Source organism: Rhizobium sp. SAFR-030, from assembly GCF_059415005.1.
This window is the reverse complement of the sequence record NZ_JBPFDO010000002.1, coordinates 97,236-119,409: the sequence shown is the minus strand read 5'-3', so window position 1 is coordinate 119,409 and position 22,174 is coordinate 97,236. Positions and strand designations below refer to the sequence as shown.

The 22,174-nt window shown below is 63.6% G+C and carries 22 protein-coding genes; 5 read left to right on the top strand and 17 right to left on the bottom strand.

Annotation, left to right across the window (positions count from 1 at the left end; all coding sequences use genetic code 11):
• Positions 1 to 11: 11 nt before the first annotated feature.
• The 7 genes from kce to ACR65N_RS06305 form a co-directional block, all read right to left on the bottom strand.
• Positions 12 to 947 (bottom strand): 3,5-dioxohexanoate:acetyl-CoA acetone transferase, encoded by a 936-nt coding sequence (kce, locus tag ACR65N_RS06335; protein WP_440456240.1) that lies wholly within the window; start codon positions 945 to 947, stop codon positions 12 to 14.
• Positions 948 to 964: 17 nt separating this feature from the next.
• The gene (locus ACR65N_RS06330; protein WP_440456239.1) at positions 965 to 1,753 is read right to left on the bottom strand and encodes an SDR family oxidoreductase; all 789 of its coding nucleotides are present in this window, start codon (positions 1,751 to 1,753) and stop codon (positions 965 to 967) included.
• A gap of 39 nt (positions 1,754 to 1,792) precedes the next feature.
• A complete protein-coding gene (locus ACR65N_RS06325) occupies positions 1,793 to 2,503 on the bottom strand; it encodes an ABC transporter ATP-binding protein (protein WP_440456238.1) in 711 nt (236 codons plus the stop codon).
• Complete coding sequence (locus ACR65N_RS06320) at positions 2,500 to 3,255, bottom strand: ABC transporter ATP-binding protein (protein ID WP_440456779.1); 756 nt, start codon at positions 3,253 to 3,255, stop codon at positions 2,500 to 2,502. The genes ACR65N_RS06325 and ACR65N_RS06320 overlap by 4 nt, the downstream gene beginning before the upstream one ends.
• An 8-nt stretch (positions 3,256 to 3,263) precedes the next feature.
• The gene (locus ACR65N_RS06315) at positions 3,264 to 4,547 is read right to left on the bottom strand and encodes a branched-chain amino acid ABC transporter permease (RefSeq protein ID WP_440456237.1); all 1,284 of its coding nucleotides are present in this window, start codon (positions 4,545 to 4,547) and stop codon (positions 3,264 to 3,266) included.
• 1 nt (position 4,548) lies between these two features.
• The gene (locus ACR65N_RS06310) at positions 4,549 to 5,490 is read right to left on the bottom strand and encodes a branched-chain amino acid ABC transporter permease (RefSeq protein ID WP_440456236.1); all 942 of its coding nucleotides are present in this window, start codon (positions 5,488 to 5,490) and stop codon (positions 4,549 to 4,551) included.
• 74 nt (positions 5,491 to 5,564) lie between these two features.
• Entirely contained in the window at positions 5,565 to 6,797 is a 1,233-nt protein-coding gene (locus ACR65N_RS06305) for a branched-chain amino acid ABC transporter substrate-binding protein (RefSeq protein WP_440456235.1), read from the bottom strand.
• Positions 6,798 to 7,082: 285 nt separating this feature from the next.
• Between ACR65N_RS06305 and ACR65N_RS06300 the strand changes: the two genes are divergently transcribed.
• Positions 7,083 to 7,817: a GntR family transcriptional regulator gene (locus ACR65N_RS06300; protein WP_440456234.1), complete on the top strand. Its 735-nt coding sequence runs from the start codon at positions 7,083 to 7,085 to the stop codon at positions 7,815 to 7,817.
• Between the two features lie 28 nt (positions 7,818 to 7,845).
• Here ACR65N_RS06300 and ACR65N_RS06295 read toward each other — a convergent pair whose 3' ends face one another.
• The gene (locus ACR65N_RS06295; RefSeq protein WP_440456232.1) at positions 7,846 to 9,096 is read right to left on the bottom strand and encodes a M24 family metallopeptidase; all 1,251 of its coding nucleotides are present in this window, start codon (positions 9,094 to 9,096) and stop codon (positions 7,846 to 7,848) included.
• A 223-nt stretch (positions 9,097 to 9,319) separates the two neighbouring features.
• Here ACR65N_RS06295 and ACR65N_RS06290 point away from each other — a divergent pair, with 223 nt between their 5' ends.
• Complete coding sequence (locus ACR65N_RS06290) at positions 9,320 to 10,255, top strand: lytic transglycosylase domain-containing protein (RefSeq protein ID WP_440456231.1); 936 nt, start codon at positions 9,320 to 9,322, stop codon at positions 10,253 to 10,255.
• Between the two features lie 108 nt (positions 10,256 to 10,363).
• On the opposite strand, the gene ACR65N_RS06285 is transcribed toward ACR65N_RS06290, so the two are convergent.
• Positions 10,364 to 11,332 carry an alpha/beta hydrolase family protein gene (locus tag ACR65N_RS06285; protein WP_440456229.1) on the bottom strand — a complete coding sequence of 323 codons (969 nt, stop codon included), beginning with the start codon at positions 11,330 to 11,332 and terminating at the stop codon, positions 10,364 to 10,366.
• Between the two features lie 161 nt (positions 11,333 to 11,493).
• Between ACR65N_RS06285 and ACR65N_RS06280 the strand changes: the two genes are divergently transcribed.
• The gene (locus tag ACR65N_RS06280; RefSeq protein WP_440456228.1) at positions 11,494 to 12,129 is read left to right on the top strand and encodes a TetR/AcrR family transcriptional regulator; all 636 of its coding nucleotides are present in this window, start codon (positions 11,494 to 11,496) and stop codon (positions 12,127 to 12,129) included.
• A gap of 104 nt (positions 12,130 to 12,233) precedes the next feature.
• On the opposite strand, the gene ACR65N_RS06275 is transcribed toward ACR65N_RS06280, so the two are convergent.
• Complete coding sequence (locus ACR65N_RS06275) at positions 12,234 to 13,037, bottom strand: ABC transporter substrate-binding protein (protein ID WP_440456226.1); 804 nt, start codon at positions 13,035 to 13,037, stop codon at positions 12,234 to 12,236.
• 166 nt (positions 13,038 to 13,203) lie between these two features.
• Here ACR65N_RS06275 and ACR65N_RS06270 point away from each other — a divergent pair, with 166 nt between their 5' ends.
• On the top strand, positions 13,204 to 15,498 hold the full coding sequence (locus ACR65N_RS06270) for a putative bifunctional diguanylate cyclase/phosphodiesterase (RefSeq protein WP_440456225.1): 2,295 nt from the start codon (positions 13,204 to 13,206) through the stop codon (positions 15,496 to 15,498).
• Between the two features lie 21 nt (positions 15,499 to 15,519).
• On the opposite strand, the gene ACR65N_RS06265 is transcribed toward ACR65N_RS06270, so the two are convergent.
• Positions 15,520 to 16,416, bottom strand: coding sequence for an alpha/beta fold hydrolase (locus tag ACR65N_RS06265; RefSeq protein ID WP_440456223.1), 897 nt, complete (start codon positions 16,414 to 16,416; stop codon positions 15,520 to 15,522).
• Positions 16,417 to 16,734: 318 nt separating this feature from the next.
• On the opposite strand from ACR65N_RS06265, the gene ACR65N_RS06260 reads away from it, so the two are divergent.
• Positions 16,735 to 17,049, top strand: coding sequence for a hypothetical protein (locus ACR65N_RS06260; protein WP_440456222.1), 315 nt, complete (start codon positions 16,735 to 16,737; stop codon positions 17,047 to 17,049).
• A 131-nt stretch (positions 17,050 to 17,180) separates the two neighbouring features.
• Here ACR65N_RS06260 and arsK read toward each other — a convergent pair whose 3' ends face one another.
• The 6 genes from arsK to ACR65N_RS06230 are packed head-to-tail and all read right to left on the bottom strand — an operon-like array spanning position 17,181 to position 21,416.
• Entirely contained in the window at positions 17,181 to 18,371 is a 1,191-nt protein-coding gene (arsK, locus tag ACR65N_RS06255; RefSeq protein WP_440456221.1) for an arsenite efflux MFS transporter ArsK, read from the bottom strand.
• Complete coding sequence (gene arsH, locus ACR65N_RS06250) at positions 18,368 to 19,075, bottom strand: arsenical resistance protein ArsH (protein ID WP_440456220.1); 708 nt, start codon at positions 19,073 to 19,075, stop codon at positions 18,368 to 18,370. The genes arsK and arsH overlap by 4 nt, the downstream gene beginning before the upstream one ends.
• On the bottom strand, positions 19,068 to 19,490 hold the full coding sequence (arsC, locus tag ACR65N_RS06245; RefSeq protein ID WP_440456219.1) for an arsenate reductase (glutaredoxin): 423 nt from the start codon (positions 19,488 to 19,490) through the stop codon (positions 19,068 to 19,070). Before arsC ends, arsH begins: the two co-directional genes overlap by 8 nt.
• Positions 19,491 to 19,492: 2 nt before the next feature.
• The gene (gene arsB, locus ACR65N_RS06240; RefSeq protein ID WP_440456218.1) at positions 19,493 to 20,533 is read right to left on the bottom strand and encodes an ACR3 family arsenite efflux transporter; all 1,041 of its coding nucleotides are present in this window, start codon (positions 20,531 to 20,533) and stop codon (positions 19,493 to 19,495) included.
• A complete protein-coding gene (locus ACR65N_RS06235) occupies positions 20,533 to 21,063 on the bottom strand; it encodes an arsenate reductase ArsC (protein WP_440456217.1) in 531 nt (176 codons plus the stop codon). Before ACR65N_RS06235 ends, arsB begins: the two co-directional genes overlap by 1 nt.
• The gene (locus tag ACR65N_RS06230; RefSeq protein WP_440456216.1) at positions 21,060 to 21,416 is read right to left on the bottom strand and encodes an ArsR/SmtB family transcription factor; all 357 of its coding nucleotides are present in this window, start codon (positions 21,414 to 21,416) and stop codon (positions 21,060 to 21,062) included. Before ACR65N_RS06230 ends, ACR65N_RS06235 begins: the two co-directional genes overlap by 4 nt.
• Positions 21,417 to 22,174: the final 758 nt, after the last annotated feature.

Genomic DNA, 22,174 nt, shown 5'->3' with positions numbered 1-22,174 from the left:
TCGTCCGGTGCCTAGAAGTTCACCCGGTCGGCGCCCTTCAGCGCCAGCATGTCGCGCGCTTCGTCGGGCGTTGCAATCTCCAGGCCGAGACCCTCCAGAACCTGGCGGATGCGGCGGACCTGAACGGCATTGGAGGTCGCTAGCCGGCCCGGACCGTCCCACAGCGAATCCTCCAGGCCAACCCGGACGTTGCCGCCCATCGCCGCCGCCATCGTGGTGATCGGCAACTGGTGGCGCCCGGCACCGAGCACCGACCAGACATAGCTGTCACCGAACAACCGGTCGGCGGTGCGCTTCATATGCGACACGTCGTCTGGGTGGGTGCCGATCCCGCCGAGAATTCCGAACACTGTCTGGATGAACAGCGGCCCCTCCACTAGCCCGCGGTCTCGGAAATGCGCCAGGGTATAGAGGTGGCTGGTGTCGTAGCATTCGAATTCGAACCGCGTGCCGTTGCCGCCGCAGTGCCGAAGGATGTGCTCGATGTCCTTGAAGGTGTTCTTGAATACCGTATCGCGGGTCTTCTCCAGATACTCCGGCTCCCAGTCATGCTGGAATTTTTCGTACCGGCCGAGCATCGGATAGAGGCCGAAGTTCATCGATCCCATGTTGAGCGATGCCACCTCTGGAGCGAACTTCAGCGCTGGTTGCAAACGCTCCTCTACCGTCATCGTAGGGCTGCCGCCGGTCGTGAGGTTCAGCACAGCGCCCGTCGCCTGTTTGATGCGCGGCAGGAAGGCGGCAAAGGCGGCGGGATCCTGCGTCGGTCGGCCGTCAGCGGGATTGCGCGCATGCAGATGGAGGATCGCCGCGCCGGCCTCTGCAGCCTCTATCGCGTCCGCGGCGATGTGGTCGGCGCTCACCGGCAGATGAGGAGACATGCTGGGGGTATGGATGCCGCCGGTGATGGCGCAGGTGACGATGACCTTGCGGGATGATCTGGCCATGTTCTCACTCCTTGCTGTCAGATATTTTCGACATTGCCGCACACGCTGATTGCCTGCCCGGAAATGTTGGCGCCTCCTGGAGAGGCGAGGAACAGCGCGGTGGCCGCGACATCCTCCGGCTCGACCATGCGGCGGAGCGAGATGTTGGAGAGATATTGCGCCTCCATCTCCGCGTAGCTGATGCCTGCGGCGATGGCCCGATCACGGATGACGCCTTCGATGCGGGCGCCACGCACCACCCCCGGCAGGATGGCGTTGACGCGGATCCCGTCCGGACCCATCTCCTTGGCGAGGCTCTGCGTCAGCCCGACAATGCCCCATTTGGCCGCCGAATACGGCGTGCGCAGCGCATAGCCCAGGCGGCCGGCAACCGACGAGATGTTGAGGATCAATCCGGCATCGCTGACGCGCAGCAACGGCGCGGCACGCCGCAGCACCAGGAACTGGCCCATCAGGTCGATATCGAGAGTACGGCGGATGTCTTCAACCGAGAGTTCGTCGATGGCGCCGGTCGGTCCGGCGATCCCGGCATTGTTGACCAGTACGTCGAGCCCTCCCAGCCGAGTGGACGCGGCGTCGAGCAGCGCGTCGACCTGCGCCTCGTTCGAAATATCCGCGAGGAGCGTCTCCACCTTTGGATGTTGTTCGGCGAAAGCGGCAAGCGCCACCGCGTCGATGTCGCAGATCAGTACCTTCGCCTCGGCTTCGAGGAAGGCGCCGGCGATCGCCGCACCGATCCCCGAGGCGCCTGCGGTGACAAGAACCCGGAGGCCGGCACGCGGCCGCATCCTTTCAATCATGCTCATTTTCTATCCCGTCGATGCATGTCTAGAAGCAAGGCCATGTCAGGCGACCTCAAGCCAGTTGCGGCGCACCTCGGGTGCCGCGTCGAGTTCGCCGGGCGTGCCCTGAAACACCAGTTCTCCATGGCCCATGACCATGACCTGCTGGGCGACCTTGAGCGCGATGGTGAGCTTCTGTTCGACCAGCAGCACGGCGACGCCGCGCCGGCCGATGTCGAGGATCACTTCCATTACCACCTCGACGATCTTCGGCGCCAATCCCTCGGTCGGCTCGTCGATCAGCAGCACGCGGGGATTGCCGAGCAGCGACCGGCAGATGGTCAGCATCTGCTGCTCGCCTCCCGACAGGTAGCCCGCCCGGATGGCACGCCGCTCCTTCAGCCGAGGGAAATAGTCGTACATTTCTCCCACCGACCAGCGATGGGCTCCGGGCGCGCCCTTCTGGACACCCATCGCCAGATTTTCCTCGACCGTCAGGTTGGGGAAGACCAGCCGTTCCTCGGGCACATAGCCGATGCCATGGCGGCAGATGCCGTAAGGCCGCTGACCGGCGAGCGGCAGTCCGTCCAGCGTCACCGTTCCGGCGGTCGGCGGCACAAGGCCCATGATCGCCTTCAGCAGCGTCGAGCGGCCCGACCCGTTGCGACCGAGCAGCGAAACAATGGTGGATCCAGGGATCTCCATATCGATCCCATGCAGGATGTGGCTCTTGCCGTAGTGGGCGTGCAGCCCCTTTACTTCGAGCAGGCTCATGACGCCTCCTGGCCAAGATAGGCTTCCTGTACGTCGCGATTGGCGCTGATCCGTTCGGGCGTATCGGTCGCCAGGATGTTCCCGTAGACCAGCACGGAAACCCGATCGCAGAGACTGAAGACGACGCTCATGTCATGCTCGACCATCAGAAGCGTCTTGCCTTCGGTGACCGAGCGGATCAGTTGCACGGCCTGCGCGGTCTCCTCACGGGACATGCCGGCGGTCGGCTCATCGAGCAGGATCACGTCGGCCCCGGTCGTCAAGGTCATGCCGATCTCCAGTGCCCTCTGTTCGGAATAGGTGAGATCGCCTGCAAGATCGTGACCGCGCGCCTCCAGGCCAACCCGCGACAGAACCTCGGCTGTTTCCAAGTTGACCGCCTTCATGACCGACACGGGGCGGAACAGCCCATAGCGGATCCCGTGGCGGGCAAGCACGCCGATGCGCAGGTTCTCGAACACGCTTAGGCGGTGGAAGATGTTGGTGATCTGGAACGATCGCGCCAGTCCGGCACGGTTGATTCGGTGCGGCGAGAGGCCGCCGATGCTGCGTCCATTCAGCGAGATCTCGCCGGACGATGGCTGGAACATGCCGGAAATCAGGTTGAAGAGCGTGGACTTGCCGGCCCCGTTCGGACCAATCACCGCGTGGCGTTCATCTGCCCGGATGTCGAGGTCCAGGTCCTGAATGACCCGTATCGGGCCGAACGACTTGGTCACGGCGGCAAGCCGCAGTGCCGGCTGGTCTGTCATCATTTCAGTCATACCACACCTCGCACGGAAGCAGGCTCAGCCGCGTTGCCGACGTCCTCGCTCTTGTGTTCCCACAGGGCAGCGATCCGCCGCCTGGCGTAAAAAAGGATGGCACCACCGCCGGCGAGCAGCACCAGGGGCACAAGCCAGGTGAGAATGCCGGTCGGATGCCAGTCTGCCCCGAACAGCTGGTAATCGGGCAGGCCACCGCCGGCGCTCCGACGCATCCTGGCGTATTCCTCTCCGAACAGGACGGCGACGGTCTCGGTGAGGAAGACCACGCCTGCCGTCAACAGCAGTCCTGCGCCGAGCGCCAGCAGGTAAGGCCGCGAAAGGCGTGGCCAGTCGAGGCGGTGCCGGTTGTGGATGTGATGCTGCACGACACCGCCGATACCGGTCGGCGCGAAGAGCATCACCAGCACGAAGATCAGGCCCTGGTAGAAGACCCAGGATCGCGTGAGGTCGGACACCAGAAACGAGAACAGCGTGAAGGCCACGGCGCCGATCACCGGACCGAGGAAGACGGTCGAGCCGCCGACGAACGTGTGCAGGACGACCTGCGCCGAGACGTCGCTGGCAAACAGCGAGTAGTTTGCGGTTTCGTTGGAGATGGCCAGCAGCGAGCCGGCGATCCCGGCCGTCATTGCCGAGATCGAGAAGACCACCACCTTGGCGGAATGCGCATTGTAGCCGAGGAAGCGCACGCGCTGCTCGTTGTCGCGCAAGGCTAGCGTCAGCCGGCCGAACGGTGTGCGCGTATAGGCCCAGAGGCCGAGGCCGCAGAGCAGGACCCATCCGAGCGTCAGGTAATAGACCTCGATCGTCGAGCCGAAGATGATACCGCTCCAGGGCATCCTCATCGACGAGACGCCGGATTCGCCGCCGAACATCCCTTTCAGCTGCGGCGCCAGCGAGTGGAAGAGCTCGGCGATCGCAAGCGTCACCAGAGCGAAGTAGACGCCGGATCGCATCGTGGCGAAATAGCCGGCGAAAAGCCCGAGCAGAAGGCCCGCGGCGGCCCCTGCCAGTGGCACCAGCGGCGTCGGGAAGGCGAACCCGCCCTCGATCGCGATCATCAGATGGAGGGCGGCGAATGCCCCTATCCCGAAATAGGCGGCGTGCCCGAAAGAGAGCAGCCCGGCCTGCCCCATCAGCAGGTTGAATGCCAGCGCGAAGAGGCTTGCGATCAGCAGGTTGACGAGCGCGTTCTGCCAGGCGGCGCCCAGGAATGGTGGAAGGGCGAGCATCAGCACCAGAACGACGACAATGAAAATGTTTCGCATCGAGACCATCTCAGTTGCGCTCGCCCATCAGTCCCGCCGGGCGGACCAGCAGCACGAGCAGCATCAGTGCGAAGGGGATCGTGGCGCTGATCGACGACAGTTGGAGAGTCATCAAACCACCAACCGAGGTCGACCAGTCACCGAGGCCGACGAAGCCGAAGAGGTTTGCCAACGACCAGTCCAGGCCGACCGCGAAAGACGAGAACAGGCCGATCAGCAGCGAGGCGACCAGCGACCCCTTGAGCGAGCCGAGCCCGCCGACGACGACCACGACGAAGACGATGACGCCGAGCTCGATCCCCATGTTCGGGTTGGTCGGATAGAAGGCTCCCGCCACGGCGCCGGCCAGTCCGGCAAGTGCGGCGCCGGACCCGAAGACGAACATGAAGACGAGCGGGATGTTGTGACCCAGCGCCTCTGCCATGGCCGGCAAGCGTTCGGCTGCTCGCACGACGATGCCGGTCCGGGTCCGCGTCAGCAGCAGCCACAGGAGCGTGAACATCAACACCGCCACGCCGCCGATGAACAGCCGGTAGAAGGGATAGTCGGCGCCGAAGATCTGGAAGGCGGAGAACCGCATGCCGCTCGGCATCTGGTAGTTCACCGGAAAATCGCCGAAGAACAGCTTGACCAGCTCCTCGATGATCAGCGCAAGCCCGAACGTCAGGAGCAGTTCGTGGGCATGGCCGTGCGCATGGACCCGCGGAAGCAGGAAGCGCTCGACCGCCATCCCCGTCAATCCGACGAAGATCGGTGCGACGACGATCCCTGCCCAGAAGCCGAACAGCGACGAGACGGCGTAGGCGACGTAAGCACCCAGCATGTAGAACGACGCATGCGCGAAGTTCAGGACTCCCATCATGCCGAAGATGAGCGTCAGGCCGGCCGAGACCATGAACAGCAGCAGGCCGTAGGTGACGCCGTTCAGCGTTGAGATGATCGCAAATTCCATGGGACTTCCGAAGTGGGAAACGGCAGAAATGGTCCGGCCGGCGGCGACGCCCGCCGGACCACGGGCTGCGTGATCTACTGCTTGGGGCGTTCCATCCTGCAGCTTTCCTGGACCGGGTAGATTGCCGCGTCGCCAGCGATCACCTTGACGGTCTGGAAGCCCATGTCGGTGCCATCCGCCGGGTACTTCGGCTTCTCGACGACCTTCGAGACGACCACCGGGCGGATCGTCTGGTGGTCTTCCTTGCGCACCGAGATCGGGCCGAGCGGGGTCTCGTAGGTGGTGTTTTCGAGCGCCAGCGCGATCTTCGTCACGTCGATCTCGCCGCCGTTGAAATTAACTGTGCCCAGCGCCTGCTGCAGCGCGCCGAGCGCGAATGCCGAATGTCCCTCGACGAAGATCGGGTAATGACCGGTCGCCGTCTTGAACGCTTCGGCGAACTTGCCGTCGGTCGCGGCGTTGTCGTAGTTGTTGGCGATGTAGTGGCCGAGCGCGGTCTTGCCGGCATTGGCGATGTTGCCGGGCTGATCGAGGAAAGCCGTGGCAAAGGTCACGTCCAACCCGGCATCGCCCGCAGCCTTCATCAGCAGCAGCAGGTCATTCGACCAGTTGCCGGTAAAGACGGTGTCGGCGCTTGCCGCCTTGATCCGCGCGACGAACGGCGCGAAGTCCTGGATCTTGTTGACGTCGTGCAGCACCTCGCCGACCACCTTATAGCCGCCGTCACCAGCGGCTGCCGCGACGGCTGCCTGCATGTCCTGGCCCCAGGAGTAATTCTGGTTGATGGAGTAGACGTTCTTGCCCAGATCGCCGGCTTCCTTCATCGCGCTGACCAGCGCGTTCACTCGCATCGGCGCGGTCGCGGTGTAACGAAAATGGTAGAACTGGCACTTCGCGCCGGTGAGTTCCATGGCGTCGGCGCCAAGGTTGATGAAGATCACTTCCTTGCCGGGATTGCGGATATTGTGCTTGCGCACGTCCTCGGTCAGCTGCCCGGCAATTGCTGAGGACGCGCCCTGGAAGATGACGTCGACGCCATCGGCAACCGCTTTGCGGAACTTGTCGGCAGCCTCCGGCGCACCGCCGGCATTGTCGTATTCCGTGACGACCACCGGCTCGCCGTTGAAGCCGCCCGCGGCGTTGATGCGGTCCACCCCGTACTTGACGGCGTTGGCGTAGAGACGGCCCGTCGAGGTCTGTGCGCCCGACAGGCTTTCGATGATGCCGATCTTGAGGGGTTCGGCCAAGGCCGATGTTGCGCTGAGCGCCGCCACGGCAGTCGCCGTGGCCCATACCAGACGTTTCATGTGTTCTCTCCTCCCAGAGATGTCTATCCGCGTGCCGCCTCCGCGCTGGTCGCTCGACCTTGCAGAGCCTCCTCAGGCACTGGCCAAATCTAAACACACCCACCGGCAGCTGTAAAGCTATAAGATATGTGATCACACCTGCGCTTAGCGCAAGCCGGTCGCCCCGTTGCCTGCAACGCCAATTGAACGTAGAACCCGATTGCGTGGGAGGCTGGAGGTTATCCGCTGTCCGTTCCTTCTAAGACGCGCGACCTCTTCGACGCAGCCCAGCGAGGCCTCGAGCACGTGAACAGTTTCGATATGACGACGAAGAGCCCGAGCACGCTGGTACCGGTCGACGTGACGACGGTACAGGAGCGGGTCTACCAAAGCCTCAGGCTCGGTCTTCTGAAGGGGGAGTTCCTGCCGGGCGAGCAGGTGTCGATCCGGTCGCTGGCAGAAGTCTTCGGTACCAGCCCGATGCCCGTACGCGAGGCGGTGGCCCGCCTGATCGCGGAACGGGCCATCGAGCAGACCGGACCCCGGACGCTGCGCGTTGCACCCTATCTAGCTTCGGACCACGAAAACTATATCCGGGTGCGCATGCAGCTCGAGGGATATGCCGCCGAGCGTGCGGCGAGCGGGCCGAAGAACCCGGAGCTCATCGACGTTCTGCGGCGCCACAACGACAGCATTGCCAAGGCGCTCGAACGCAACGACTTCGACGCTGCGCTCGCCGGCAATCAGGCGTTCCACTTCGAACTCTACCGGGCCGGCGGCTATCCGCAACTGCTGGACATCATCTCGACGCTGTGGCTGCGAACCGGTCCGATCGTCGCTTCGGCGCGCAAGGACGAGGACATGTTCAGGCGGATCTTCAAGATCGGCGTCCGCATCCACGATGACGCGATCGATGCGGTTGCCCAGCGCGACAGAGCGGCAGCCCGCCGCGCCATCAATCTCGACATCCGCTCCTCGCACCTGTCGATCCGCCGCTTCTACAAGCAGCTTTCAAGCCGCCCGGCCGCCACCGGCGAATGATCTCGGACCGTCTGCTGGCGGCAGAGTGTCAGCCGCGCGTCCCGGCCAGCGGACCGGCGAGGTCGACCATGTGTCGCGGCAGCGTATTCATGCAGTCAGCGCCGCTTTCGGTGACCAGGAACTGGTCCTCGATCATCAGGGCGCCGAGCCCCTGGCCGTAGAACGGCGCCTCGAGCGCCAGCACCATGTTCGGCTCGATGATTTCCTCGTTGCCGGCGGAAATGAACGGCCACTCCTCGATGCCGACGCTACCGCCGACCGAATGGCCGAAATGGCCGCGATGATATTCAGCAAAGCCGCCCTTGCGCATCGAGCCGAGCATGGCGGCATAAACGGCGCCGAAACTATTGCCCGGGCGGACAAGCTCCAATCCCGCGGCAAAGGCGGCCTCCAGCGCCTTGAAGATGTCCTGCGCAAGCGGTGCCGGCGGACCGAAGGTGAAGGTCCGTGCCCCATCCGACGAGTAGCCGTCGACCAGCGTGCCGACGTCCGCCTTGATGATCGCGCCGGGCCTCACCATTGCCTTCATGTCGGAGAGGTCTGGACCAACGGAGATGAAATCCCAGTGGCCGCTCAGGACAAAGCCATTTTCCTCCCCATAGGCCTTGGCACCCGCCTGCCATGCCAGCGACAGATCGGCCAGCCGCGCGCCGGGGCTCACGGCTGCCGCCATGTGCAAGAGGCCTGCTTCGGAAGCTCTCGCCGCCCGCCTGAGTCTGGTGATCTCGCCGGGCGTCTTCACCGCCCGCAGGCGGCGCAGGACCAGCGATCCGTCCGTCCATCTTATGTTCGGAAGCGCATCCTGTAGCGCTGCGAAATCGGCCGCCGGCACGAATTCGAGATCGACACCGATCGTTGCGCCGCCAAGACCCCGCTCGCTGAGGATGTCTCCGAGAAGGCCGAAACTGGTGGAGCGGTCAAAGGTCTCGGGGCGCGGTCCCACGACGCCCTGTCGCCGATAGGCTTCATCGACCTCTGCAATATGTTCCGCGCCACTGACATCGAGCATGTCGATCCAGATGCGGTGGACGCGCAGATCCACATCCGGGGCCGCCCGCCGCACCGCACCCAAGGCGTGGTCGCTGACGATAGCCGCAAGCTTGGCCCGGCTGTCTGCCGGCACCAGGGCGATGGCAGCCCCTGCCCGGCCCCACATGGTCGCGACGCCGGCAGATGCGCCGATCGCGTAGCGGAAGGCCTCCGGCTGGAAGAGCACCAGCGCATCGAGATGTGCCGCCCGCAAAAGGCGCTCCGCATGATGTCTGTCGATATTGCTCATTGCTTCCACCTGATCCTGTCCCCGGGAAGAATTAGCGGCTGCAAGCAGCAGACGCCAGAGCCGAAACAGTATCTGGAATCCGGGCTGAAGCCGGACTGCGGGAAGCTCGAGGCGATTGCTAAAGCCTGGCGGGACCCTAAGTGTAGCGGAAACCTCCGGAACGCGGGCAACACATGCAGCCGAGACCACAGGCAATCGAGACAGCCGCAGCGGAAGGCGGCAGATGATCGGTATCCGCCGACGGTTCTGTGTTCGGCCGGCGATGTGGGCGCTGATCGGCATCCTCGTCCTTGGCACGTCCGGCATCGGCGTCGCAGCCACGACCGAAGAACCGCCAGAATGCCTCTACGAGCGCGGGAGTGACGGCGCCCGCATCTGCATCCGCCGCGACCATTTCAACATCGACCTTTGCCGCACCATCGAGCGGTTCGCCACATCGCACGATCTGCCTCCCGCCTTCTTCGCCCGGCTGATCTGGCGCGAAAGCCTGTTCCGACCCGAGGCGGTCAGCCCAAAGGGTGCCGAAGGCATCGCCCAGTTCATGCCGGAAACCGCGCGCATGCGGGGCTTCGCCAACAGCTTCGATGTCATCGAGGCGCTCGAGGCTTCCGCCGCTTATCTGAAGACACTGCAGGTCCGCTTCGGCAACTTCGGTTTCGCCGCCGCAGCCTACAATGCCGGCGAGAATGGCCTTGCCCGCTTCATCGCGTCAGAGCGCCTGCCGATCGAGACGAGGGATTACGTCTTCGCCATCACCGGGAACACCATCGAGACATGGCGAGACGCACCACCGGACGTCGCGGCACCGGCGCTCGACGACACATTGCCGTTCGAAGAAGCCTGCAGGGTTCTGGCCGATACGCGCCGTCTGCGCGAACCCGTGCTTGCGGGCTCTGCCGACTGGTCGCCCTGGGGCGTCCAGCTTGCAGCACATTACAGGCCGGCGGTCGTCAGCTCCCTGTTCAACCGGGCGATTGGCTCACTGCCGGAACCGCTGCGCGCCGAGCGGGCGCTGATCGTCAGGCAGCGTGGCGGCAACTTTGGGTCCCGGCCGCGCTACGCAGCAAGGATCGGCCGCGAGACACGACGGGAGGCGGCAGAGCTCTGCGCAAAAATCAAGGCGGCATCGGTCCCCTGCACCGTCTTCAGAAACCGCTAGTCGCGCCCCTCCAACCCATCTCAAAGCCCATCAAGGACGCAGGCTCGAACCGCCTGCGCCCTTACATCAATGTTTCCGGACAATTACCGCGGTATCCGGTGCGTGCGATTACTTCTGCTCGACGCGCCCGTGAGAGCTCGCATGGGTTTCGAGCGCTCGGCAGGCATCTGCCCATGCCGTGTCATCCGCGTAGAGAGACGAACGGAGATAAGCCCATGTCAGCCGCTGCACCACGGCCAGCCGGTCGGGGTTCTCGTCATCGGTTTCCTTCGCATCATAGCCGGCGACGCCACCCAGTCCGTGCTTGCCGCCGAAAAGGGTGAGCAGCGCATCGCTGCCGGGACCGGAATGGTAGGCATCGGCATGCCACTCGGCACCGCGGACGTTGAGATGGGGCGAAACATCGCTGTCGCCGACAACGACCAGCGTCTTCGTCTTCATCTGCCCGTAGTCGGGGTTCATCGAGGTGTAGTTCTCGGCTGCAAACGCACTCAGGCTGTCGCCACCATTGCCCGGAGCAGCCAGAAGCACGCCGGCCCTGATGCGCGGCTCTACCATGCTGACGTTCTGTGCGGCCTCGTCCTTCGTGTCGGTCAGGAGCGCACCGAGCAAGATGCCGGCCGTCTGCCCGCCGAGGGAATGCCCGACGACTGCGATCCGGCTCCGGTCGAGCCGGCCGGCGATCACCGGCGCCTGGGCTTCGATCTCATCAAGCTGGTCGAGGATGAGCTTCATGTCATCGACGCGCGACCGCCAGAACAACGGGCCGCCGGGCGCATCCGGTCCGAGCCCCGCGACCTTCGAGTTGACATGGGTGGGCTGGATGACGACGAAGCCATGCGCCGCGTAGAAATCAACGAGAGGACCATAGCCGTCCTTCGACGGGATGTAGAGCGACGGTCCATGACCGTGCGACAGCAGAATGATGGGCAGGTTGTTGCCGGTCATCGGCGCGGTGATCCGCATCTCTAGCGGCAAGCCGCGAGCCGGCGCCGCAAGTGTCACCGGATTGATAGAGACGGTAGGAACGGCATCAGTGACGGGGATGTGGCGGGTCTGGTCAATCAGATTGTTCATGTGACTTTCCTTTGTCGTGTAGCCAAAGCGTGGCGATTGGCGTATTCCTGTAAAAACGGAACTACGATCCGGAAATATATGGATCAATGTTCCGCTTACAGGATAGATACGGAACGTTGATCCGCTTAGCAAGGGCGTGCCGGCGATTTTTGGTGATATCGATGAAGTCCGCAGACCATTCCGAGATTTCGCAGACCGAGGTGTCCGACGGCAACCAGCCGCAGAGGCGGATCCGCGCCGATGCTCTGCGTAATGAGGATGCCATTCTGGAGGCTGCCAAGACGGTGTTCAAAACCGCAGGCGTCGACGCACCCGTCCGCGAAATTGCCGCCAAGGCAGGCGTCGGCATCGGCACACTCTACCGCCGCTATCCGAATCGTTCGGATCTGGTGGCCGCCGTCTTCCGTCGGGAGGTAGACGCCTGTGCTGCGCAAGCCGCGCAGCTGGCGGCCGCGCTGCCGCCCGAGGAGGCCCTTGTTGCCTGGCTGAAGCATTACACCGACTTCATCGGCACCAAGCGCGGTCTTGCGGCGGCGCTCCATTCCGGCGATCCGGCCTTCGATGGCCTGCCCGGCTATTTCAGGGAAAATTTCGAACCGGCACTCAAATCGCTGCTCGATGCGGCAGCGGAGGCCGGACAGGTTCGCGGCGACATTGCCGCCTACGATCTCTTGCGCGCCATCGGCAATCTCACGGTGGCATCCGGCGAAAACGCCGCAGCTCATACGGCAAGCATGGTCGGCCTGCTGATCGATGGCCTGCGGTTCGGCGCAGCAGAGCCCCCAAAGGGCGCATGACCCCTGGCTGTCTCAGCACCAAGAGCCTCGTACGACGGCCGTAACCCGACGACGGCGGGCGTGCAGGCCAGCGGTCCCGCGCCGCCTCACTGCCGCCGCTCACCTCACCGGATCGAGAACGGAAAGTATTTCGCGTTGATCGTGTCGTAGGTGTCGTTTGCCTGGATGGCGTCCAGCGCGGCGTTGAACTTGGCCAGCAGCGCGTCGTCGGTCGGGCGAACCGCGATCCCCGCCCCATCGCCAAAGTACTCGGTGTTCTTGATGTCGCCGCCCTTGAACTCGCAGCAACTTCCGGCCTTCGTATTGGCGAGCCAGTCATAGACCGCGAGCTTGTCCTCCAGGATGATATCGACCGTTTCGTCGGCCAGTCCCTTGTAGAGGTCGGGGCTCGCCGGAAAGACGGTCGTGGAGACGGATCCGTAAAACTGCTTGGTATAGGCCTGCTGCGAGGTTGCCGATGTGACGCCAAGCTTCAGATCCTTCAGGTCATCCGCCGAGGTGCCGGTCACTGCTGATCCCTTGCGGACGATGAAGACCGACGGGCTGTCGTAGTATTTCCGGGTGAAAGCCACCTTGGCACGTCGCTCGGCGCTCATCGACATCGAGGAAACGATCGCGTCATACTGTCCGGAGAGGAGATTGGGGATCATGCCCGTCCATTCCTGGATCACGAACTCACACGTCAGTTCGGCAGCCTGGCAGAGTGCCTTGGCAACATCCACGTCGAACCCTTGGAGCTGATTGGCTGAATCCAGATAGTTGAAGGGCGGGAAAGCGCCCTCCACCGCAATCCGCACGGTGCCGGCCTTTGGCGCGGCGCTTGCGGCCTGGGCTCCACCACATGCAAGGTATGCAAGACAGCCGAACGCGGCAAGCCTGAGCAGGGTGACGGATTTCGATCGCAGCATCAGGAGCCTCGTGGTTTGTGAGAGGGTGTGCAGCGATCGCTCGCTGTTTCAAGACAAGCAGAACACGAATTGATTAAACCGCATTCTATTTCTCTGGTTGAATTCGCGATTCCTTCAAAAGACTTTCGTAAACAATAACGGGCAGGATGGGATTGGGAGACCTCACGTGCCTGCTGCTGAACCATCGAGCCTCATCGTTCAAAAGACCGCCTGGACGTCGTCCGGCGCTCTATTGCTGCTGCTTGCGATTAGCGGACTTGCCATCCTCGGGCTGGTTTTCCTCGCGGCGATCTGGGCCGGTACGCAAAGCGACGCAGTGGCGCTCGATCGGCAGCGTCAGTTGGTCACCGGCCGCCTGCGGGACCAGGTGCAACGCGTGTCGCAGGAAGTCCAACTGATCGGCGCGGGCTATGCCTCGCTGTTGCGGACGGACACTGCGTTTTCCGGCCGGGACGCAATCTCCGGCAATCGTTCCGTTGAAGCGTTCGCGCATGTTGCAACGACCGTCTTCGGCTACAACGCGGCGTTCCTGGTCGCACCCTCTGGCGAGCTTGCCCTGCCGACCGACCCGGAAAGCGTCCGGCGGTTCAAATGGGTCCGACCGCTCCTCCAACCGTTGATACGGGATCTCGAGACCAAGCGGAAAAGCGCGCCAGAGCACGCGCCCTCCACTCCTGAACCCAGCCAGGTCGAATTGCTGCGACTGGAAGGCCGTCCGTCGGTTGCGGGTATCGTTTCGCTGTCGGACGTCGCCTTGGCCGACCGCTCTCGCGGCAACCAGTACTACCTGATCGTCTTCCGCTTCCTCGACGGCGATACGCTCGATGAAATCAGCCGCGAGCAGGGCCTGGCCGCGGCACGATACGCCCGGACTGCCGACCAGGAACACAACGAGGTTGCCTACCAGATAGAAGCGACGGCAACCGGCGAACCGATCGGCTTCATCATCTGGGAGCCGGACCTGCCGGGTTCGCGTGTCATCGGCTGGTTGGTGCCCGTGCTTTCGGCAGCCGGCCTGGTGATCGCGGTGCTGTTTCTGGCGCTGGTGGCCCGGCTACGGCGCAGTCTTCGGGAACTGAGCGTCAGCGAGCAGCATGCGCGACATCTGTCGGTGCACGACGTTCTGACCGGGCTTCCGAACCGTGCCTTGTTCGCGGCCTCGTTCGAAAGCTGTCTGGCCGCCGTGGGTTCGGACAATGACCGTGGCGCCATTGCTCTGGTCGATCTCGATCGGTTCAAGGAGGTCAACGATACCTACGGGCATGCCGCCGGAGACGAACTGCTACAGGCCGTCGTCGTCCGGATCAGCGCCCTCATCGGCACGCGCGATGTCTTTGCCCGTTTCGGCGGCGATGAATTTGCGCTGCTCTTGCCGGCCATCGGTGCAAGCGGCGACGGTCACCTGGGAATAAGCAGGAATGTCATCGACAGCATCGGACAGCCGTTCAAGCTTCAGACCGGGGATGCCGTCGTCCGGATAGGATGTTCGATCGGCGTTGCCGTCTTCAATGAGGCCAGCCACGCTCCGAGCGAAATCATGCGGCGGGCTGATGTCGCCCTGTACGACGCCAAGCATGGGGGTCGTGGCCGGGTGATCGAATATCATCCGTCGCTTGATCACCGGATCGTCGAGCGCGAGAACCTCAAGAACGAGCTTCGCTTTCTGCTGGAGGAACACGAACAAGAGCTTCCGGTCGGGGATGATCCGCTCCCCGGTCCCGTGGGCCGGCTGGAGGTCTTCTACCAGAGCATCCATCGCTGCAATGAGAGCGCCGATCTGGTTGGCGCCGAGGCGCTCGTTCGTTGGCGCCATCCGACGCTTGGGCTGCTTGCGCCGGATCGCTTCATCGAGATTGCCGAAGAGACCGGCATGATAGGGCCTTTGGGGGAATGGGTTCTTCGGAGCGCTGCTCTGGCTGCGGCGAGCTGGGCGATCGATGTGTCGATCGCCGTCAATGTCTCGCCATCGCAGATCCGCCATCATGACTTCGAAGCCCGTGTGCTGAAGATCCTGCGCGAAACAGGCCTGTCACCGTCAAGGCTCGAACTGGAACTCACCGAGGCATCGGTGTTTGACGTCGATGAACAGGTACAGGCGACGTTGAGACGACTGCGACTGCATGGGATCAAGATCGCCCTGGACGATTTCGGAACCGGATTCTCCTCGCTCAGCCATCTCCTCCAGCTGAATTTCGACAGGATCAAGATCGACCGCTCATTTGTCAGCCTGCTGGGCAGCAAGGCGGAAGGCACCGCCATCGTGTCTGCGGTGCTCGACCTCAGCCGCACGCTCGGCAAGGAAACGACGGCAGAAGGCGTCGAAACGGAGAGCCAGAGGGATTTCCTGGCCGCCGCCGGATGTAGCCACCTGCAGGGTTATCTGTTCTCCCGCCCGGTTCCACTTGCCGAGTTTGCCGCTCGGCTTCAGTCGATACGGTCAGACCATCCGACCGCGCTCTGACCAAAGCTTTCAGCCGCCGGATCAGCCGGTCTCATCCGATTGGCCCGGATCCGGCCGATCCAGTTCATGGTCCTCCCCGAGGAACCGCAGAAGGTGACCGTTGACCCATTCTGGCTCTTCCAGGTGAAGCCAGTGCGTGGCGCTCCTGTGCATCGACATCCGGCCGTTCGCGCATTGGAGCAAGCTTGCCTTGGCAAGTTCCGGGTCCAGCGCATGATCCTTGCACCCCCAGAGGATGAGCGTCGGGGGCACGATCCGGCCAAGCGCCTGACGCTGTCGCCGAACAAGCGCGCGGTAATAGTTGAGCATTGCCCGCAGGCGGCCCGGACGCGACCATTGCACCACATACGGAGCGAGTTCACCCTGCGTGAACGTGCCTGGCCTCGACGTAGACGTCAGCGCATGGCAGAGCAGCCGGTAGCCGCGCCTCGACAGCGCCACCTCGGGCAACAATGGGATTTGGAAGAACCCGACATAAGCGCTGCGCATCAGCTGCGAAGGCCGCCTGAAGATCACCGGAGACATCACGTCGAGATGCGGTGCGTTGAGGATGACCAGCCGCTTCACCAGAAGCGCATGGCGCGCGGCAACCGCCCAGGCGACGATGCCGCCCCAGTCATGCCCGACAAGATTGAAGCGCTCGAGGTTGAGCGCGTTGGCGACAGCCACAACATCCTCGACCAGCCGATCGAGGCTGTATGCGCCGACCTCGGGCGGCGCGTCGCTCTCGCCGTAGCCGCGCATGTCGATCGCCACGACGCGGAAGCCGGCGCCGGCAAGCTCCGCCATCTGCTTGCGCCAGCCCCACCAGAATTCCGGGAAGCCGTGCAGGAGCAGCACCGGGTCGCCGTTCGCTGGGCCGTCGCAGACGCAGTGGATCCGCATTCCGCCGATGTCGATGAGCTTCTCGTCTGCCATGTGGATGACTTGACTCTCCGGATTGATCGACGCGGTGACCAACCCGCAAGTGCCTCCGGCGTTCCTCGGGTCAGCTGTTTTCGTCGATGCCTCTGGCTATCGGGCATTCCAACGTACCGACGCGAGGTGAGATCGGGCCGCCCGGCCGGACGATAGCCACTCTCGCAGAAGCATCCCGCCAGTTGGGATGATCGATCCGGCTGTGACGCCAACGTATGTCTGAGGAACCCGTTGACCAAGAAGAGGGCGTGCGTCTTCCGCCGCTCTTGACCTGCCGCTTGTCACCTCCATCTTGCGTTGATCGAACAGGAGGTGCGTGTGACCCAACCCAATGGCCTTATGCAGGAGCTCGTCCGGGCAGCGACCGAGACCGGCATTGTCGGCGATCAAGAGAAGCGGCGGCTTCTTGAGCGTGCCGTTGTCACTATTCGCGATCTGCGGGATGACATCCAGCGCTGGCCCGGGCCGCATGTGGTGGACGCTGTCGATGGGCTCGAGCGAACGGCGGCGCTGTTGCGCGAGGATGACGCGACGGAAGAGCAAGTCCAGGCGGCCCTGCTCGACGCTGCCGACATGATCCGTGACCTGCTTGTCGTGCGCGAGGTGGGGACGGAGCCGAAGATCGAAGAGTAGGGCAACATCTCGCTGCCAGGATCCTTCGACGTCTGCAACAGGGCGGGCGCCAGCGGGGAACCGTCAGCAACCGAGATCGATCTGCACGTCGGTCATCCCTGTCGCGCCGGGGCGCGTCACGCGCGTATCGCTCATCGATGAGGCTTGCTGAACCGCCCTAAAGCGACGAATAGCGCCAAGGCCATCAATCCGAGCCCGACGATGCCGACCAGCGATATCCAAATCCCCAGCCATTCCATTCCGAGCGCCATCACGAGCGGCGCCGAGGCCGAGACGATGAGCCGTGCCGCCATCATCTTGCCTTGCAGCTTTCCGTAACCTTCGCTGCCGAACAATGTCAGTGGCAGTGTCCCGGTCACGATGCTCAGCAGACCATTGCCCATCCCGAAGACGATGGCGAAGATCATGGCGCCGGGTATCGCCGGGGCGGTGGCGAGCAACAGAAGAGCGCCGACCGGAATGAGCGTGGCCGAGATGATGGCAAGGTGCAGCGCGTCGAGGCGTCTGCCGAACAGCATGTTGATCAGCCGGCTGGCAACCTGGGACGGACCGAACAAGGCGCCGACCATCGCGGCCGCTGAGCCCAATCCGAGCCCCGCAAGCAGCGGGACCATGTGCACCAGCACCGAGGCGCTGGCAAGGTACTGGATGGCGAACGCCGTGGTCATCTGGGCGAAGCCAATTGGGCGGCGTGCCGCTGGCAACGAACCCGCGACTGCCGTCAACGGATTGGCGGCCGCCTGTCTGCGACTGCGCATCAGCCCTCGCGACAACCGGGCATGGATGGGCAGGCAGACCAGCAGGTTCAGTGCGGCAAACACCAGATAGACGTCCTGCCAGGACAGGTGGGCATGCAGAGCCGCCGTGATCGGCCAGAAGATCGTCGAGGCGAAGCCGGCGATCAGGGTCAGATAGGCGATGCTCCGCTGCGCCACAGCCGGCCGGAGCTGAACCAACAGCGCGAACGCTGCGCCGTATTGAACGAGATTGGCCGCGACCTCGACGGCGATCAGCGCCGCCGCGTATGTCGACCTCCCGGGCGCGCAGGCGCAGGCGACCAGTGCCAGTGCGGCGACCGCGGACCCCATCGTCATCACCCGCCCTGCCCCGATCCGGTCGATCAGCACACCGAGCCAGGGCGCCGTCAGGCCGCCGATCATGAGGGCGATCGACAGGGTGCCGAAGATCCATTCCGGCGACCAGGAAAAGCTTGCGGCCATATCCGGCGCCAGGATGCTGAAGCTGTAGTAAAGGGTGCCATAGCCGATGTTCTGGGTGACACCGAGGGCCAGGATGGCGGCGACCGGAAGCCGCTCGGTCATATCGAGTTCAGGCTCACGCGTTGCTCGAGCTTTTCGGCATTTTCCTTCCGCTCGCTGTAGCGGTCGGTCAGATAGGCCGAAGCATCACGCGTCAGCCAGGTGAGCTTCACCAGCTCTTCGCAGACGTCGACGACCCTGTCATAGTAGGCAGAGGGCTTCATCCGGCCGTCGGTGTCGAATTCCTGAAAGGCTTTCGCCACCGACGACTGATTGGGAATGGTGATCATCCGCATCCAGCGGCCGAGGACGCGCAGCTGGTTGACCGCATTGAACGATTGCGACCCACCCGACACCTGCATGACGGCCAGCGTCTTGCCCTGGGTCGGCCGGACCGAACCGACCGAAAGCGGGATCCAGTCGATCTGCGCCTTCATGATGCCGGTCATGGCACCGTGCCGTTCCGGGCTTACCCAGACCTGGCCTTCCGACCAGGCTGAAAGCTCGCGCAGCTCCTGCACCTTGGGATGGCTGACCGGTTCGGCATCCGGGAGCGGCAGACCCGCGGGATCGAAGATGGTCACCTCGCAGCCCAAGTACTCCAGCAGCCGGGCGGCTTCCTGCGCCAGAAGGCGGCTGTACGACACGGTGCGGAGCGACCCGTAGAGGATCAGGATGCGCGGCTTGTGAGTGGAGAACGCCGGGCGCAGGGCATCGAGATCCGGTCGGCGCAGATGCGCCGGATCAGCCGCCGGAAAGTCAGTCAATGCGCTTGCCCTCCGCGTCGAGAACCTGTTCGCCGTCTTCCTTGGTGAACGGCCCCCTGTGGGTGTCCGGCAGAATGTCGAGAACCATCTCCGAGGGCCGTGACAGGCGCGTCCCCAGAGGCGTGACCACGAATGGCCGGTTGATCAGGATGGGGTGCGTCAGCATGGCGTCGAGCAGCCGATCGTCGGTGAGCTCTTGGTTATCGAGGCCGAGTTCCGCGTAGGGCGTGCCCTTCTCGCGGATCGCCTGGCGGACGGTCAAGCCGGCCGCAGTGATCATCCTTCGCAGCTGGTCGCGGGACGGCGGTGCTTGAAGATATTCGATGATGGTCGGTTCGATGCCGGCGTTGCGGATCAGCGCCAGCGTATTGCGCGACGTGCCGCAAGCCGGGTTGTGGTAGATGGTGACATCCATGATCATACCTTCGTGGTGGTGGCGGGGGCGGTTCGAACGGCGGCGCCGCGCTCATACCAGCCCTTGCTGCGGTTGACGATCCAGACCACCGACAGCATGACGGGCACCTCGATCAGCACGCCAACGACGGTGGCCAGTGCCGCGCCGGATTTGAAGCCGAACAGGCTGATGGCAGCCGCCACCGCCACTTCGAAGAAGTTCGAAGCGCCGATCAGCGCCGAAGGGCCCGCCACGCAGTGGGCTTCGCCGCTCGCCCGATTGAGCAGGTAGGCAAGTCCCGAGTTGAGGTAGACCTGGATCAGGATGGGAACGGCCAGCAGGCCGATCACAGCCGGCTGGGCGATGATCTGCTCGCCCTGGAAGCCGAACAGCAAGACGAGCGTCAAGAGAAGCGCCACCAGCGACACCGGCTGCAGGGTCCCGGCCAGGGCGTTGACATCGGTGATCCGCCGCAGGACCTGCGCGGCAATGACCGGCAGGATGATATAGAGCACGACCGAGAGGATCAGCGTGTCCCAGGGTACGGTGATCGCCGACAGGCCGAGCAGGAAACCCACGATCGGTGCGAAGGCAATAACCATGATGGCGTCGTTCAGAGCGACCTGCGACAGGGTGAAATTCGGCTCGCCTTTGATGAGGTTCGACCAGACAAACACCATGGCGGTGCACGGTGCCGCAGCCAGGATGATCAGGCCGGCAATGTAGCTGTCGATCTGGTCGGCCGGCAGATATGCGCGGAACAGCCAGCCGATGAACAGCCAGCCAAGCAGCGCCATCGAGAACGGCTTGATCGCCCAGTTGATGAACAGCGTGACACCGATCCCGCGCCAGTACCGGCCGACCTGACCGAGCGCGCCAAAATCCACCTTCAGCAGCATGGGAATGATCATCAGCCAGATCAGCACTGCCATCGGCAGGTTGACATTGGCGATCTCAGCGCCGCCGATCACCTGAAAGACGCCCGGCATCGCATGCCCGAGCGCGATCCCGACAAGGATGCAGAGGAACACCCAGACGGTCAGATAGCGTTCGAAGGTCGACATCAGGCGACCTCTCCGTTCGGCGACGTCGACCCTTCCATCGCACCGATCCCGCGCAGTTGGGTTGCCAGTGCAAGCCTGTCGATGGAGGCAAGCGGCAGGCTGAGAAACGCGATAATCCGGTTCTTGAGGAAGCGGGCAGCCTGCGAGAACGCCTGGCCCCTTTCGATAAGGCCGCCTTCGACGGCCGCCGGATCCTCAACGCCCCAGTGCGCTGTCATCGGATGGCCGATCCAGACCGGGCAGGCCTCTCCTGCCGCCTTGTCGCAGACCGTGAAGATGAAATCCATCTGCGGCGCACCCGGTTCGGCAAACACATCCCAGCTCTTGGAGCTCAACCCGGCGGTCTCGTAGCCGAGGCCGCGCAAGGTATCGAGCGCCAGCGGGTGCACCTCGCCCTTCGGATGGCTGCCGGCAGAATAGGCGTGGAAGCGGCCCTTGCCTTCGGCGTTGAGGATCGATTCCGCCAGGATCGAACGGGCGGAATTGCCGGTGCACAGGAACAGGACGTTGTAAACGCGATCGGCCGTCATTGCAGGTTCTCCTTCGGGGCTGGCGCGCAGCAGGCGGCCAGATCGCTGACCGGTGCACAGATGTCCGGGTGGCCGGCGCAGCAGTCCTCCAGAAGGAAGCGCACCAGCGCGCCGAGGCCGTCGTAGTTGGCGGTGTAGATGATGGAGCGGGATTCACGCTGCTGGTTGATCAGCCCGGCCCGCTCCAACTCCTTCAGGTGGAAGGAGACGTTCGATGGCGAGACCTTCGCCTTCTCGGCGATGACGCCCGCGGCTAGTCCGTCCGGCCCTGCCACCACAAGCATCCGCACGATGTGCAGGCGGGTTTCCTGCGACAGTGCCGCAAACGACAGGAGGGCTCGGCGCTCTTCCATTCTTCTACAATCCTTGAACTATTGAAATTGTGCTTAACGCAGATGAGCGCGGTCGGCAAGAGGGTGCCGGCCATCAGGCGCTCTGAAACGAACGAACCTGTCGGCCGGTCTGTGTGCGCGGACTGGCACAGCGACTGCGATGACGAACGCCCCAGGACCGGTGGCGGGTATCGGCTGAAATCGCTCGGACACGAAACCGGCGGCGGGCTCGAGCCGCCGCTATGGGTTCACTCCGCACCCGCCGCTACCAAACAGAGACAGCAGCCAAAACCCGCGGGTTTGACCTCCAAACCGATAAAACCTGGAGGAAGGTCAGTTCAGGTCAACAAGCCGGACCATCCGACGATGGAAAGGCTGCCGATCTCTCAATGGTCGGCAGCCTCGCCCTAATCATCCCGTTGATGCAGACGTTGCAGGACTACAGCGCGGGAGCACGTGAACATCAGACAAACGGGTGAACCCGCCGAGCGAGCGCGGGTGTGCCGAATGTTGGGCTGCTGGGGGGAGAGGCTGGATTTTATTTGACGCTTTTCGTGCTGTGCTCGCTAAGGCGGAGGCTTCGTCGCGCCGGTTGCAAGTTCATTTGTCACGCGGGCTCGGGTCCACAGAGACTTGTAAATTCGAGCCCTGAAGGAGTTCAACGAATTCCGATATCATAAGCGACGAGACGAGCCGTAGAACGGGGAGGAGGCATTTCTGCAATCGCTGCCGGCAGCTAGAAACATCACTATAGTAGATCTTTTGGAGGAGGACTTGGA

Bases quoted from the DNA above. Each gene is read 5' to 3' on its own strand.
- kce (WP_440456240.1), bottom strand. From the start codon at position 947: ATGGCCAGATCATCCCGCAAGGTCATCGTCACCTGCGCCATCACCGGC.
- ACR65N_RS06330 (WP_440456239.1), bottom strand. From the start codon at position 1,753: ATGAGCATGATTGAAAGGATGCGGCCGCGTGCCGGCCTCCGGGTTCTT.
- ACR65N_RS06325 (WP_440456238.1), bottom strand. From the start codon at position 2,503: ATGAGCCTGCTCGAAGTAAAGGGGCTGCACGCCCACTACGGCAAGAGC.
- ACR65N_RS06320 (WP_440456779.1), bottom strand. From the start codon at position 3,255: ATGACAGACCAGCCGGCACTGCGGCTTGCCGCCGTGACCAAGTCGTTC.
- ACR65N_RS06315 (WP_440456237.1), bottom strand. From the start codon at position 4,547: ATGGTCTCGATGCGAAACATTTTCATTGTCGTCGTTCTGGTGCTGATG.
- ACR65N_RS06310 (WP_440456236.1), bottom strand. From the start codon at position 5,490: ATGGAATTTGCGATCATCTCAACGCTGAACGGCGTCACCTACGGCCTG.
- ACR65N_RS06305 (WP_440456235.1), bottom strand. From the start codon at position 6,797: ATGAAACGTCTGGTATGGGCCACGGCGACTGCCGTGGCGGCGCTCAGC.
- ACR65N_RS06295 (WP_440456232.1), bottom strand. From the start codon at position 9,096: ATGAGCAATATCGACAGACATCATGCGGAGCGCCTTTTGCGGGCGGCA.
- ACR65N_RS06290 (WP_440456231.1), top strand. From the start codon at position 9,320: ATGATCGGTATCCGCCGACGGTTCTGTGTTCGGCCGGCGATGTGGGCG.
- ACR65N_RS06285 (WP_440456229.1), bottom strand. From the start codon at position 11,332: ATGAACAATCTGATTGACCAGACCCGCCACATCCCCGTCACTGATGCC.
- ACR65N_RS06280 (WP_440456228.1), top strand. From the start codon at position 11,494: ATGAAGTCCGCAGACCATTCCGAGATTTCGCAGACCGAGGTGTCCGAC.
- ACR65N_RS06275 (WP_440456226.1), bottom strand. From the start codon at position 13,037: ATGCTGCGATCGAAATCCGTCACCCTGCTCAGGCTTGCCGCGTTCGGC.
- ACR65N_RS06265 (WP_440456223.1), bottom strand. From the start codon at position 16,416: ATGGCAGACGAGAAGCTCATCGACATCGGCGGAATGCGGATCCACTGC.
- arsK (WP_440456221.1), bottom strand. From the start codon at position 18,371: ATGACCGAGCGGCTTCCGGTCGCCGCCATCCTGGCCCTCGGTGTCACC.
- arsC (WP_440456219.1), bottom strand. From the start codon at position 19,490: ATGGATGTCACCATCTACCACAACCCGGCTTGCGGCACGTCGCGCAAT.
- arsB (WP_440456218.1), bottom strand. From the start codon at position 20,533: ATGTCGACCTTCGAACGCTATCTGACCGTCTGGGTGTTCCTCTGCATC.
- ACR65N_RS06235 (WP_440456217.1), bottom strand. From the start codon at position 21,063: ATGACGGCCGATCGCGTTTACAACGTCCTGTTCCTGTGCACCGGCAAT.
- ACR65N_RS06230 (WP_440456216.1), bottom strand. From the start codon at position 21,416: ATGGAAGAGCGCCGAGCCCTCCTGTCGTTTGCGGCACTGTCGCAGGAA.